Source organism: Buchnera aphidicola (Tetraneura ulmi), from assembly GCF_964058925.1.
Lineage (GTDB): Bacteria > Pseudomonadota > Gammaproteobacteria > Enterobacterales > Enterobacteriaceae > Buchnera_D > Buchnera_D aphidicola_B.
Map to the genome: position 1 here is coordinate 389,138 of NZ_OZ060366.1, position 14,399 is coordinate 403,536.

The 14,399-nt window shown below is 21.1% G+C and carries 11 protein-coding genes and 1 pseudogene; 10 read left to right on the top strand and 2 right to left on the bottom strand.

The features are described from left to right. Positions 1–63: 63 nt before the first annotated feature. The gene (gene gmk / locus AB4W66_RS01795) at positions 64–708 is read right to left on the bottom strand and encodes a guanylate kinase (RefSeq protein ID WP_367674740.1); all 645 of its coding nucleotides are present in this window, start codon (positions 706–708) and stop codon (positions 64–66) included. 47 nt (positions 709–755) lie between these two features. Continuing rightward, positions 756–1,709 (bottom strand): tRNA-modifying protein YgfZ, encoded by a 954-nt coding sequence (gene ygfZ, locus AB4W66_RS01800; RefSeq protein ID WP_367674741.1) that lies wholly within the window; start codon positions 1,707–1,709, stop codon positions 756–758. A gap of 142 nt (positions 1,710–1,851) precedes the next feature. Here ygfZ and prfB point away from each other — a divergent pair. The 10 genes and pseudogenes from prfB to AB4W66_RS01850 all read left to right on the top strand — a co-directional run bounded on the left by prfB (position 1,852) and on the right by AB4W66_RS01850 (position 14,358). Then, positions 1,852–2,950 (top strand): peptide chain release factor 2 gene (prfB, locus tag AB4W66_RS01805; protein ID WP_367674742.1). Its coding sequence is split into 2 segments (ribosomal slippage): positions 1,852–1,926 and positions 1,928–2,950, totalling 1,098 coding nucleotides; the frame shifts between segments, so codons are not numbered across the junction. A gap of 12 nt (positions 2,951–2,962) precedes the next feature. Then, positions 2,963–4,480: a lysine--tRNA ligase gene (gene lysS / locus AB4W66_RS01810; protein WP_367674743.1), complete on the top strand. Its 1,518-nt coding sequence runs from the start codon at positions 2,963–2,965 to the stop codon at positions 4,478–4,480. Positions 4,481–4,489: 9 nt separating this feature from the next. After that, entirely contained in the window at positions 4,490–5,722 is a 1,233-nt protein-coding gene (gene lysA / locus AB4W66_RS01815) for a diaminopimelate decarboxylase (RefSeq protein ID WP_367674744.1), read from the top strand. A gap of 17 nt (positions 5,723–5,739) precedes the next feature. Continuing rightward, positions 5,740–6,594, top strand: a complete 855-nt coding sequence (gene lgt, locus AB4W66_RS01820; protein WP_367674745.1) for a prolipoprotein diacylglyceryl transferase — start codon at positions 5,740–5,742, stop codon at positions 6,592–6,594. Further along, a complete protein-coding gene (gene thyA / locus AB4W66_RS01825; protein ID WP_367674746.1) occupies positions 6,591–7,388 on the top strand; it encodes a thymidylate synthase in 798 nt (265 codons plus the stop codon). The genes lgt and thyA overlap by 4 nt, the downstream gene beginning before the upstream one ends. Before the next feature lie 105 nt (positions 7,389–7,493). Further along, complete coding sequence (gene miaB / locus AB4W66_RS01830; RefSeq protein ID WP_367674747.1) at positions 7,494–8,819, top strand: tRNA (N6-isopentenyl adenosine(37)-C2)-methylthiotransferase MiaB; 1,326 nt, start codon at positions 7,494–7,496, stop codon at positions 8,817–8,819. Positions 8,820–8,864: 45 nt separating this feature from the next. Further along, the gene (ybeY, locus tag AB4W66_RS01835) at positions 8,865–9,329 is read left to right on the top strand and encodes an rRNA maturation RNase YbeY (protein WP_367674748.1); all 465 of its coding nucleotides are present in this window, start codon (positions 8,865–8,867) and stop codon (positions 9,327–9,329) included. A 75-nt stretch (positions 9,330–9,404) separates the two neighbouring features. Continuing rightward, positions 9,405–10,256 (top strand): annotated as a pseudogene (locus AB4W66_RS01840) (HlyC/CorC family transporter); the annotation flags it as partial. 499 nt (positions 10,257–10,755) lie between these two features. Further along, positions 10,756–13,359 (top strand): leucine--tRNA ligase, encoded by a 2,604-nt coding sequence (gene leuS, locus AB4W66_RS01845; RefSeq protein ID WP_367674749.1) that lies wholly within the window; start codon positions 10,756–10,758, stop codon positions 13,357–13,359. 9 nt (positions 13,360–13,368) lie between these two features. Continuing rightward, positions 13,369–14,358, top strand: a complete 990-nt coding sequence (locus AB4W66_RS01850) for a hypothetical protein (RefSeq protein ID WP_367674750.1) — start codon at positions 13,369–13,371, stop codon at positions 14,356–14,358. The last annotated feature ends 41 nt before the right edge of the window (positions 14,359–14,399 follow it).

Sequence of the window (14,399 nt, forward strand, 5' to 3'; positions counted from 1 at the left end):
AATAAAATCTTCAATTCTATTGAAGATTTTTTTAAAAAAAAATAATTTTTCTATATATAAAAATTATTTATTCAATAATAATTTTTCTTTTAATAACTTTTTAATCAAAAAATCATATTTTTTTTTTTGATAACGAATACATGATCTTTCAGACTGAATAATTAGTTCTAATTCCAAAACAGCTAAATTAAAATTATCATTAATAATAACATAATCATATTCTTTATAATGCATTATTTCCGAAATTGACAAATTCATACGATTATAAATTACCGAATCACTATCTTGATTTCTATTTCTTAATCTTCTATATAATTCTTTTTTAGATGGTGGAAGCAAAAAAATGCTACAAGTTCTTTCTATAACAGAACGAATTTGTTTAGCTCCTTGCCAGTCAATATCCAAAAGAACATGGATTCCATTTGATAAAAATCTATATATATTCTTTTTAGATGTACCATAGTAGTGATTAAATACTTTTGCATATTCTAAAAAAAAATTATTTTTTATCATATTATTAAACTGTTTTATAGAAACAAAATAATAATGTTCTCCTTGATGTTCTCCTGGTCTAATATTCCTAGTAGTATGAGATATTGATACTCTGATATTTAATATTTTTTTTTTTTTTAAAAATTCTTTAATCAAACTAGATTTTCCAGTTCCACTAGGAGCAGAAATAATAAATAAAATACCTTCTCGATTCATATTATTAAATTATTTTAAATTCAAATAAACTTACAGGTTTATTTATTTCAAACTACTAAAAAATTTTTTTTCAAGTCAAATATATAAATTTCTTTATTTAGTAATATTTTCTTTGTAAATACTGCTTGTATCCAAAGATAACCATCGTATGTTCTAAATGTAAATAAAACTAAACCAGAATTAAATTTTTTTTCATCAAATTTAATTTTCAAAATAGAATTAACCTTAATTTTATTTTCTGATGAAATTCCTTTTAAACAATATAATCTTTTTGAATTATTTTTATTATAATGAATCCTTGTTACAATTTCTTGACCTAAATAACAACCCTTTTTAACGCTTATACCATTTAATAAATCTAAATTAACATCTTGAGGAAAAAATTTCAACATCATATCATAATCAATTATAGGAAACCCAGATTCAATTTCTAAAGAATTCCATTGAACAGAAGAACTAATTGATAGTTTTTTAATAATCTTTTTTTTAAAAATATTAAAAAAAGATCTATTTGAAATTAATAAAAATCGTTCTATTGGTTTTTTAAACTTAAGAATACTCATGAAGTTAAAATGTTCAATCATTTTTTCTTCAGAAAATGTATTAATATAATCTTTTAGTGTTTCTTTTATGTTTTTTCCTATTAAACCAACTAAAATTAAATTAATTTCTTCAACGATACTAACATCAGAAAAAATCGAGTATTTTTTAAGTTCTAATATTATTCTTTTTACAACAGATTTTCTAAATATACAAAGAAAACCGTTTTTATATCGAAATACTTTACAAATACTCCAAACTTTTCCTTTATTATTACAATATGCGGAAATATAATGTTTCTCAGATTCAAAAGAAGATACATCAACTGTCAATTGTGTTTGTAAATATTTTTCACTATCTGGACCACTAATAAATACACAAGACCAATCACTTAAAACAATGAAAGTATCTGGTATCTTTTGAAAAGAAGAATATACGAATTTTTTTTTAATATTAATCATAATTAATAATTTCCAATTTTTAAAAAAAAAGCAATTAATATAATTTTTTAATTTTAAAAAAATATTTTCTCATTTAAAAAAACACTGATAAAATAAAAAAAGATTAATTAAAAATATAAAAAATAAATATGAGAAAATGATTATGTCAGAAAGTAATTCAATAAGAAATAAAATTATAGAAATTAATAAAAAAACAAAAAAACTTTGGAGGAACCTTTGATTACGAAAGAAAAAAAGAAAAATTAAAAATAGTTTTAGAAAAACTAAATAACATAAAAAATTGGAATGAATCTAAAAAAATAAAAAAATTATACGAAAAAAAAATTTTTTTAGAAAAAATTATTAAACCTATACAAAAAATTGAAAATTCTATTAAAGACATTAAATTTTTATTTGAAATTACAAAAGATACTTCTGATTTTTCTATGTATAAAGAAATCAAAATAGAAATTTTAGAAACAGAAAAAAAAATTCAGAAAGTAAAAAAAATACATATTTTTACAAAAAAAAATGATAACTGCAACTGTTATATAGATATACAGCCTGGTTCCGGAGGTATTGAATCTCAAGATTGGGCTCAAATTCTTCTTAAAATGTATTTGCGTTGGTGTGAACTAAAAAAATTCAAAACTAAAATTATTGAACAAACAATGGGTGAAATTACTGGAATCAAATCAACAACTATTAAAATTTATGGAAAATTTTGTTTTGGATGGATGAGAACAGAAAGTGGAATACATCGATTAGTTAGAAAAAGCCCCTTCGACACAGGAAACCGTAGACATACTTCTTTTTGCTCAATTTTTGTATATCCTGATATTTATAAAAATGAAGAAATTAAAATTAATACATCTGAACTTCGAATTGATGTTTATAGATCATCTGGAGCTGGAGGACAACATGTAAACAGAACCGAATCAGCAGTTCGCATTACTCACTTACCTACAGGAATTATTACACAATGTCAAAAAAGTCGATCTCAACATAAAAATAAAGAACAAGCTTTAAAACAAATTAAAGAAAAACTATATCAATTAGAAAATAAAAAAGAAGAAATTAAAAAAAAAAATATAGAAAATAAAAAATCTAATATTAGTTGGGGACAACAAATTCGTTCATATGTATTAGATCAATCTAGAATTAAAGATTTAAGGACTGGAATAGAAACCAGAAAAATAGACGAAATATTAAATGGAAATTTAGAATTATTTATTTTATCTAACCTACAACTTGGATTATAGGATATTTCTCAAATGTTAGAATTAAAAAAAAACAAAAAAAATGAATATAAAAATAGATTAGAAAAACTAAATAAAATGAAAAAAAAAGGTTTTTCTTTTCCAAACAAATTTAAACCAAACTACACTGCTGAAAAAATTTTAAAAAAGTTTTCTCAATTTAATAAAGAAGATCTCCAAAAATTAAAAATAAAAATTAAAATTGCTGGAAGAATCCTACAAAAAAGAATTATTGGAAAAGCAACATTTCTATCAATACAAGATAATTTACACGAAATACAAATTTATGTCAGACAAAACGATGATTTTCATCATAAAAAATATAAATCTTTTATAAAAAACACAGATATAGGAGATATAATTAGCGTAGAAGGAAAATTATTCAGAACAAAAACCAATCAGTTATCTATATATTGTAACAAAGTAAATATACTAACAAAATCTCTACGATCTTTACCAGAAAAATATCATGGTTTATCAGATCCTGAAATTTGTTTTCGTAAAAGATATCTAGATTTAATAACCAATGAAAAATCAAAAAAAAAATTTATAATTAGATCAAAAATAATTTCAGAAATAAGAAAATTTATGAATCATCACCAATTTTTAGAAGTAGAAACTCCAATGTTACATACAATTCCTGGAGGTGCAACAGCACGTCCTTTTATGACTTATCATAACACATATCATACAAGTATGTATTTACGAATTTCTCCAGAACTATACTTAAAACAATTAATCATTGGTGGTTTTACAAAAATTTTCGAAATTAACCGTAATTTTAGAAATGAAGGTATGTCATTTAAACATAATCCAGAATTTACCATGTTAGAATTATACATGGCTTATGCTAATTATAAAGATATGATGAATATTTTAAAAAAATTATTACAAAATATTTCAAATAAAGTATTTGGTACAAAAGTAATAAAATACCAAAATCAAGAATTTGACCTTTCAAAACCATATAATCAGCTTACAATGAAAGAATCTATTCTAAAATATGTTCCTAGTATAAAAAAATTAGATTTAAAAAACTTCGATAAATTGATTGAAAAATCAAAAAAACTAGGAATTAAAATAAATAAAAATTGGAAAATTGGAGAATTAATTAACGAAATTTTTGAAAAAATAATTGAAAAAAAATTAATTCCACCTACTTTTATAACTCAATATCCTATTGAAGTATCTCCTCTATCTAGAAGAAACGATAAAAAAAAGAAAATGGCAGACCGTTTTGAATTTTTTTTAGGAGGATTTGAAATAGCTAATGGTTTTTCAGAGTTAAATGATCCTGAAGATCAAAAAAAAAGATTCTTAGAACAATCTAAACTAAAAAAAATTGGATATAAACAAGTTATGAATTACGATTCTAATTATATTACTGCTTTAGAACATGGATTACCTCCTACAGCAGGAATTGGAATAGGAATTGATAGATTAATTATGTTTTTTACAAATCAAAAAAACATCAAAGATATTATTCTATTTCCAACTATGCGATCTAGTAATAAAAATATTATTTCTAATTAAGATACCTATATGAAAAATAATTCAAAAAATTTAAATAAAAAATATATATTACAAATAATTGAAAAATATCAAACTCCTTTATGGATATATGATAGTAATATTATAAAAGATAGAATCTTACAACTTAAAAAATTCGATTCGATTCGATTTGCTCAAAAAGCATGTTCTAATATACATATTTTAAAATTTATGAAAGAAAACAACGTTAAAGTTGATGCTGTTTCTGAAGGAGAAATAGAAAGAGCTATTTATGCAGGATATAACCCAGAAAAAGATATCGTTTTTACATCAGACTTATTTGAAAGTAATAAACTTATAAAAAAAATTGTTTCATTAAACATAACCGTAAATATTGGATCTATAAATATGTTAGAACAATTAGGAAAATTATCTCTAGGACATAAAATTTGGTTACGAATTAATCCAAAATTCGGATATGGACACAATGAAAAAACCAATACTGGAGGAGAAAACAGTAAACATGGAATATGGAACATTCAAAAAAGTTTATATTATATAAAAAAGTATAAATTTAAACTAGTTGGAATACATATGCACATCGGATCAGGAATAAATTTTAATAATTTAAAAAAAGTATGTAAAAAAATGATAGAAACAATTTTTAATTTTAAACAAAAAATAAAATTTATTTCTACTGGAGGAGGATTGTCAATTCCATATAAACTTAATGAAAAAAAATTTAATGTAGACAATTTTTTTAATATTTGGGACAAAACTAGAAAAAAAATTTCTCAATACATAGGTAATCCAATCAAACTAGAAATTGAACCAGGAAGATTTTTAGTCGCTGAATCAGGAATTTTAGTATCAAAAGTTAGATCAATTAAAAAAATGGGAAAAAAAAAATATACATTGGTTAATGTAGGTTTTAACGAATTAATACGTCCTGTATTATATAGTAGTTATCACCATATATCAATTATTAAAAGAAATAAAGAAAAATCTAAAAAAATGGAAAAAACTATTATTGGTGGTCCTTTATGTGAATCAGGAGATATATTTACACAAACTAAAAAAAAAATGATTTCACACAGATTATTACCAAAATTAGATATAGGAGATTATGTGATTTTTCATGATACTGGAGCTTATGGTGCATCTATGTCATCAAATTACAACAGTAGACCATTAATTCCTGAAATACTAATAGAAAATAAAAAATTCAGAATAATTCGAAAAAGACAAACATTCAAAGAAATGTTAATGTTAGAAAAAATCTAAAAAAATTAAAAGAAATAATGAAACACTATTTAATAAAAACTCCAATAATTAATCCAATAATACTATCTATAGGACCAGTATCAATATACTGGTATGGAACTATTTATTTAATTAGTCTAACATTTGCATTATGGTATGTAAAAAAAAATTTAAAAAATAAAAAAATAAAATTAAAAAAAATAGAAATAGAAGATTTAATATTTTATTGTTTTTTATTCATGATTATTGGAGGAAGAATCGGATATATAATTTTTTATGATACTCAAACAACTATGGAAAAAATTTTTTCTATTCCAAAAATTTGGAATGGAGGAATGTCTTTTCATGGAGGATTACTAGGAATAATTTTAGGAATAAAATATTTCTGTATAAAAAAAAAAAAAGAATTCTTTGAAATATCTGACTTTATTATACCTATAATACCATTTGGATTAGCTCTCGGTAGAATTGGAAACTTTATAAATGGAGAATTATATGGAAGAGTAAATACAAAAATTCTAGTATCTTTTCTATTTCCTAAAGCTAGACCATTCGATTTCGAAATAGCAAAAAAAAAACCAGAACTATTAATAATATTTAATAAATTTAACAATTTACCAAGACATGCATCTCAAATTTATGAATTTTTATTTGAAGGAATATTTTTATTTATCATATTTTACAAACTCAAAGAAAAAAAACTTAAAAAAGGTTTATTAACCAGTTTTTTTCTTATTTTTTATGGAGTTATTAGATTTATTCTGGAATTTTTCAGAGAACCAGATTTTCAAATAGGATTTATATTTAACAATTTTACTATGGGACAAATTTTATCAATACCAATGTTTTTTTTGGGAATATACCTAATAACTAATTTAAAAATAAAAAAATGAAAAAATATCTTAAATTACTAAAAAAAATTATAAATACTGGAAAAAAAAAATCAGATCGTACTGGAATTGGAGTGCTATCCATTTTTGGTCATCATATCCGAATTAATTTAAACAAAGGTTTTCCATTAATTACAACAAAAAAATGCCATTTACCTTCTATAATACATGAATTATTATGGTTTTTAAAAGGAGATACAAATATAAAATATCTAAACGAAAATAATATATCTATTTGGAACGAATGGGCTGATAAAAAAGGAAACTTAGGGCCTATTTATGGTGAACAATGGAGAAAATGGAAAACCTATAATGGAAAATCAATCGATCAATTACAATTAATTTTAAAAGAAATAATAAATTCACCTAATTCTAGAAGAATGTTAGTTTCTAGTTGGAATACTGCAGAAATTCCATTAATGTCTATTCCACCCTGTCATGTTTTATTTCAATTAAACGTTACAAATAAAAAATTAAGTTGCCAAATATATCAGAGATCTTGTGACATTTTTTTAGGATTCCCCTTCAATATAGCAAGTTATGCATTACTTACCCATATGATAGCACAACAATGTAAATTAAAAGTAGGAGATCTTTTATGGACAGGTGGAGATATACATCTATATAAAAATCACTTAAAAAGCGCATTGATACAATTAGAAAGAACTCCAAAAAAATTACCAAATCTAATTATTAAAGACCCATGTCCAAAATCTTTATTTAAATACACATCTAAACATTTTAAATTTGAAAACTACAATCCTTATCCTCATATACCAGCTGAAGTTGCAATATAAATAAAAATAATTTAAAAAATCAAAAATTAAAAAAACTATTCTTTAAAATATGCTGTAAATAAAATTTTTTAAAATACAAAAAATAATTATAAAAAGGAGTTATAAATGAACAAAAAATTTTATATAAAAACTTGGGGTTGTCAAATGAATGAGTATGATTCTGAATTAATCGAAAAACAATTAACTACTAAAAAATATAAAATTACTAAAAATCCAGAAAAAGCTGATATTCTTATATTAAATACCTGTTCAATAAGAGAAAAAGCCCAAGAAAAAGTTTTTCATCAATTAGGACGATGGAAAAAAATAAAAAAAAAAAAACCAAATACAATAATTGCTGTAGGAGGATGTGTAGCTACTCAGGAAGGAAAAAAAATTTATAAAAGAGCAAATTATATCAATATAGTATTTGGGACACAAACTCTACATAAATTATCAAAAATGATTGAGATGGCTCATTATTCAAACAATTTAATTATAGATATTTCTTTTAATACATTTAAAAAATTTAAAATCAAAAAAGAAACAAAAATAATAAAAAAAAAAATAAGTTCATTTGTTTCTATAATGGAAGGTTGTAATAAATACTGTTCTTTTTGTATTGTTCCCTTTACTAGAGGTAAAGAAATTAGCCGACCCGTTAATCATATTTTAAAAGAAATAAAACAACTTTCAGAAAATGGAGTAAGAGAGATAAATTTGTTAGGACAAAACGTCAACTCTTATCTAGGAATTGGAAGATACAATAAAATGTGTAAATTTTCTGAATTATTACAAATGGTCGCAGAAATTAATGGAATCGACAGAATTCGATTTACAACTAGTAATCCATTTCAATTTACAGATGACATTATAAATGTATATAAAACAACAAAAAAAATTGTTAATTTTTTACATTTACCTATACAAAGTGGGTCAAATAGAATTTTAAAAAAAATGAAAAGATTACATACTATTCAAGAATATAAAGAAATAGTAAATAAATTAATAAATATAAGAAAAAATATTCAAATTAGTTCTGATTTTATAGTAGGTTTTCCAGGAGAAACTGAACAAGATTTTTTAGAAACAATTAAAATAATAGAAGAAATTAAATTCGATATGAGTTTTAGTTTTATATATTCTAAAAGACCAGGAACTCCAGCTTCTAAAATGAAAGACTTAACATCTATTCAAGAAAAAAAGGAAAGACTATATTTCTTACAAAAAAAAATAAATGAACAAACACTTTTCTGGAGTAAAAAAATGTTAAACAAAAAAAAAACAATTCTTGTAGAAAAAGAATCAGAAAATAAAATTTTTAATCTTAAAGGGAAAACAGAAAATAATAGAAATGTTTTCTTTAAAGGGGAAAAAAAATTAATTGGTAATTTTACTAAAGTAAAAATAACTAGTTTTAGCACTCATAATTTATATGGATATACTGTATAAAAAATAAACTTTTAACAAAAAACCATCTTTTAAAAATAATAAAAAATGAAAAATTTAAATTTAAATCTTCAAATAGTATGTATGAACAGAAATTCTATACCAAAAAGAAAAGATTTTATCTTATGGTTAAAAACTATCTATAAAGAAAAAAAATTTATAGAAATTACAATTAGAATTGTCGATAAACCTGAAATACATAATCTAAATTATTTATATAGAAAAAAAAATAAACCAACCAATATTTTATCTTTTTCTTATTTTAATAAAAATAAAAAAAATAAATCTTGTTTCTTAGGAGACTTAATTGCATGTACAGAAATAATTGAAGAAGAAGCAAAAATACAAAAAAAATCAATTAATTCACATTGGGCTCATATTATAATACATGGAGGTTTGCATTTACTAGGATTTAACCATCTTAAATACAACGAGAGAAAAAAAATGGAAAATTTAGAAACCAAATGTCTACTATCTTTAGGTTTTGAAAAACCATATAATATCAATCAATAATCATTTTTACTAAATCTTACAATGAGTAAAAATAAATATAATGAGTAATAATTATTACAACGAAAAAAAAAAAAAAAAAGAAGTTTTTTTTCTAATTTATTTGATCAAACAAAAAATGAAAATCCAAACAACAAAGAAGAACTAATTGAAATTATTAAAAATTCTAAAAAAAATAAAATTATTGATTCAGATACTCGAAATATGTTAGAGGGTGTACTAAATATTTATAAAAAAAGAGTACATCAAATTATGATACCAAGAACAAAAATGATAACTTTAGATTTTCATTGTAATTTTAAAACTTGTATAAACACCATAATTAAATCTTCACATTCTAGATATCCTGTAATGAGTAACGATAAAAATTATGTTAAAGGAATATTAATTGCAAAAGATTTATTACCTTTTATGCAAAAAAATTCAAAAAATTTCCATATAAAAAAAATATTACGTCCAGCTATTGTAGTCCCAGAAAGTAAAAATGTTAATTTAATGCTAAAAGAATTTAGATCTAAAAAATGTCATCTATCAATTGTGATCGACGAATTTGGAATAGTTTCTGGACTAGTAACAATCGAAGATGTTTTAGAACTAATTGTAGGAGAAATTAAAGATGAATATGATAAAAATAAAATGTTAACAATACATCAAATAAACAAAAGATCTTTCACAATACCTGGATTAATTGAAATAAAGGAATTTAATAAAATTTTCAAAACTCAATTCGATGATCGAGAAGTAGATACGATAGGAGGTTTAATTATGAAAAAATTAGGTAGGTTACCAAAAAAGGGAGAAAAAATATCCATTAAAAAACATCTTTTTATTGTTTCTATTTCTGATAGTAGAAAAATCATACAAATAAAAGTTTTATTTCCAAATGAAAAAAAAATATTTAAAAAAAATATTAAATTAAAAATATTTTAAAAAAACAATTTATACTAAATTAATATTAATTAATAAACATTTTCTCTAGTGTTATCAAAATGATATTTTTATATAAAAAAATTAAATTTAAACTTTAAAAAAATATAAAAATTTAAAAAAATTAAGAATTAAAAATATAAAAACAATTTTTTTTAAACGTAAAAATTTAAAAAAAAATAAAGAAATATTTTAAAAAAAATAAATTCATAAAAAATATGAAAAGAAAATAAAAAAAAACTATTGTCTATATTTCAAAAAAAAAATAAAAAATTTATAATACAAAAATACGATTTTTAAAAAAAATAAAGAACTATTTAAGAGAAATATTAAAATTATAATTTATCAAAATTTTTCTAATTCTATTATGCAAATAACTAATAAAATTATTTTAAAAAAATATTTTTATATTATTAAAAAAAATTTTTTTTATTTTTAAATTTTTAAATATATACATATATTTTTTAAAAATTTATAAAAATTTAAAAAAAATAAGGAAAAAATGAACTTTATAAAAGAATCTTATAAACCAAAAAAAATAGAAAAATTTGTTCAAAATTATTGGAAAAAAAATAATATTTTTAAAACTACTGAAGATAAAAACAAAAAAAAATTTTACTGTTTAGTAATGTTACCATATCCATCTGGAAAATTACATATGGGACATGTTAGAAATTACACAATAGGAGATGTTATTGCTAGATATCAACGAATGCTAGGAAAAAATGTGCTACACCCAATGGGTTGGGACGCATTTGGATTACCTGCAGAAATTGCTGCAATTGAAAATAAAATACATCCAGAAGAATGGACAAAAAAAAACATTGAATATATGAAAGAACAACTAACCCAATTGGGTTATAGCTATGATTGGTCTAGAGAAATAAATACTTCAAAACCAGAATATTATAAATGGGAACAATGGTTATTTACTATTTTATATAAAAAGAAACTAACATATAAAAAAAAATCAATTGTAAATTGGTGTCCAAACGACAAAACTGTATTAGCTAACGAACAAGTTATAGATAATAAATGTTGGAGATGCAATACTTTAGTTCAAAAAAAAAAAATTTATCAATGGTTTCTTAAAATTACAAAATATGCAGAACAATTGTTAAATGACTTATCGTTGTTAAAAAAATGGCCTAAAGAAGTAAAAAAAATGCAAAAAAATTGGATTGGAAAAAAAGAAATTATTGAAATTTCTATTCCTTTATTAAATAAAAATAAAAAAATTAAAGTTTATACAAAAAGATTAGATACTATTATGGGAGCTACTTATATAGCTGTTTCTAAAAATCATTGGATAGCAACAAAATTAAAAAATGAAAATAAAAAAAATGTAAATTTTTTTTTGTTTTTAAAAAAAACAAAAAAAAAAGAAACTAATAATGTTAATATTGATAACTATGGAATAAAAACAGAAGAATTAGCTATTCATCCATTTACAAAGAAAAAAATTCCAATATGGATTGTTAATTTTATAAAAGAAAATAAAAATAAAAAAATCAACGCCTTTATTTGTACACCAGCTCATAATTTAAAAGAATGGAATTTTGCAATAAAAAATAATATTCCAATTATTCAAGTAATAAAAAACAATAAAAATAAAAATAATTCTATTGTTTTAAAAAAAGGTGAATTATTTAATTCTAAAAAATTTAACGGTCTATCTTCAGAAAAAAGTTATGAAAAAATATTTCAAGAATTAATAAAAAAAAAAATAGCTAAAAAAAAATATATTTTTAAAATAAAAGATTGGGGGGTTTCAAGACAAAGATATTGGGGTACTCCTATACCTATGTATACAAATAAAAATGGTAAAATTCTTTCTGTACCCGAAAAATATTTACCTATTATACTGCCTAAAATAAATAATAAAAATAAAGAAAACAAAAAAAATATATTTTTTTTAGAAAAAAACAGAAAAATTTTAATTGAAGGAGAAAAAGTAAAAATAGAAAAAGATACTTTCGATACTTTTATAGAATCCTCTTGGTATTATGCTAGATATACTTCCCCAAAATTTAAAAAAGGTATATTTGATTTACAAGCAGCAAAATATTGGCTTCCAATAGATCAATATATTGGAGGAATTGAACATGCAACAATGCACTTAATTTATTTGAGATTCTTTCATAAATTATTAAGAGATATAGGATTAGTAAATTCTGATGAACCTGTGAAAAATTTACTATGTCAAGGAATGGTATTATCTAATTCCTTCTATTATAAAAAAAAAGATGGAACTATAAAATGGTTACCAAAAGAATTAATTTTAGTTAAAAAAAACAAAAAAGAAAAAACTAAAAATTATTTTCTTAATAATGGTCAAAAGATAATCAATGCTGGAATGACAAAAATGTCAAAATCAAAAAAAAATGGAATTGACCCAAAAACTATGATAGAAAAATACGGAGCTGATACAATTAGATTATTTATTATGTTTTCCGCTCCAGTAGAAGCTTCTCTAGAATGGAATGAATCTGGTGTAATAGGTTCATACCGATTTATAAAAAAATTATGGAAAATTGTTCAAAAATACAAAAATAATGAAAATAATCATATTAATTTCACTACTAAAAAGATAAAAAATAATGATTTTCAAGAAGAAATAAAACAAAAGGTAAATTCAACCATAAAACAAGTTACTAACGATATCGAAAAAAGAAAATCATTTAATACAGCTATTTCTAAAATAATGAAATTAGTCAATGAATTATCCAAATATAATATAGAAAACGAAAAAGATAAATCTACGTTTTACAAAATATTATTATCAATAATTAAGATGATGTATCCTTTTATTCCACACGTTTGTTTTGTATTATGGAAATCGTTAACAGGAAAATATAATATTGACTATGCTTCATGGCCAAAAAATAACTGCCTAAAAACAAAAAAAATAATTAATTTAAAAATAATAATAGTAATACAAATAAATAGTAAAATAAGAGAAAAGATTAAATTAAAAAAAAATATTTCTGAAGAAGAAATAATAAATATAGCAAAAAAATCTAAAAATATAAAAAAATACTTAAAAGAAAAAAAAATTAAAAAAATTATTTATATAAAAAATAAACTTTTAAATTTTGTAATTTAAAAAAAATATATGTTATTATTAAAAAAAATAGAAAAAAATTATACAATGATGATTGTTACTTATCCTCATAACATTTTAAAAAAATTAAAAAAAAATATATTTAATTTTTATATTATTCAAGGAAATGAAACAACATTAGTTCAAGAATCTATACAAAAAATATGTAAAATAGATGAAAAAACAATTAAAAAAATAGAAATTAATATAAAAAATACAAATAGCTGGAAAAAATTGTTTTATTTGTATTCAACAAATGATATTTTTATTTCAAAAAAAATATTTATAATACATATTTCAAGTAATACAATAAACAAAAAAGAAATAAATTTAATTAATAATCTACTTTATATAACTTTAAAAAAAAAAAATCTTTTAATAATTCACTTTGAAAACAGTAAATGTTTTAAAAAAATACAAAAAAAAATAAATTACTCTAATTTAAATGGATTAATCATAATTTGCGAATCTAGTGATATATTTTTTAAAAAATGGTTCGAAAATAAAATAAAAGAATGCAAATTAAAAATCGAAAAAGAAACCAGTAAACTTCTAATAAAACTTTACGAAGGAAATATATTTTTTTTATCCAATACAATTAAAATACTACATTTAATTTATCCAAATACAATCATTAATAATAAAATTATATCATCTTTAATAAATGATGAAGGAATATTCAACGCTTATCAATGGTCTTTATCAGTTTTATTAAACAATAATAAAAAATCAATTAGAATTTTAAATAAATTTGAAAAAAATAATTATCAACCAATAATATTGCTACGAATATTTCAAAAATGTTTATTAAACATGATTGAAAATCGTAATCCAAAAAACAAAGAAACATCTTTCTTCTGTACAAGAACACGAATAACAATTAATAGTGAAAAATATTATAAAATAATTAGAAAACTTACAAAAATAGAAATAAACTATAAAAAAAATAAAAAAGATCTAATTTGGTTGGATTTTAAAATCTTATCATTATCTTTTTTATAATTCTAAATTATTTTAAATAATTTTTTTATTTAAAAAAAATA

Bases quoted from the DNA above. Each gene is read 5' to 3' on its own strand.
- AB4W66_RS01850 (WP_367674750.1), top strand. From the start codon at position 13,369: ATGTTATTATTAAAAAAAATAGAAAAAAATTATACAATGATGATTGTT.
- leuS (WP_367674749.1), top strand. From the start codon at position 10,756: ATGAACTTTATAAAAGAATCTTATAAACCAAAAAAAATAGAAAAATTT.
- gmk (WP_367674740.1), bottom strand. From the start codon at position 708: ATGAATCGAGAAGGTATTTTATTTATTATTTCTGCTCCTAGTGGAACT.
- miaB (WP_367674747.1), top strand. From the start codon at position 7,494: ATGAACAAAAAATTTTATATAAAAACTTGGGGTTGTCAAATGAATGAG.
- lgt (WP_367674745.1), top strand. From the start codon at position 5,740: ATGAAACACTATTTAATAAAAACTCCAATAATTAATCCAATAATACTA.
- ygfZ (WP_367674741.1), bottom strand. From the start codon at position 1,709: ATGATTAATATTAAAAAAAAATTCGTATATTCTTCTTTTCAAAAGATA.
- thyA (WP_367674746.1), top strand. From the start codon at position 6,591: ATGAAAAAATATCTTAAATTACTAAAAAAAATTATAAATACTGGAAAA.
- ybeY (WP_367674748.1), top strand. From the start codon at position 8,865: ATGAAAAATTTAAATTTAAATCTTCAAATAGTATGTATGAACAGAAAT.
- lysS (WP_367674743.1), top strand. From the start codon at position 2,963: ATGTTAGAATTAAAAAAAAACAAAAAAAATGAATATAAAAATAGATTA.
- lysA (WP_367674744.1), top strand. From the start codon at position 4,490: ATGAAAAATAATTCAAAAAATTTAAATAAAAAATATATATTACAAATA.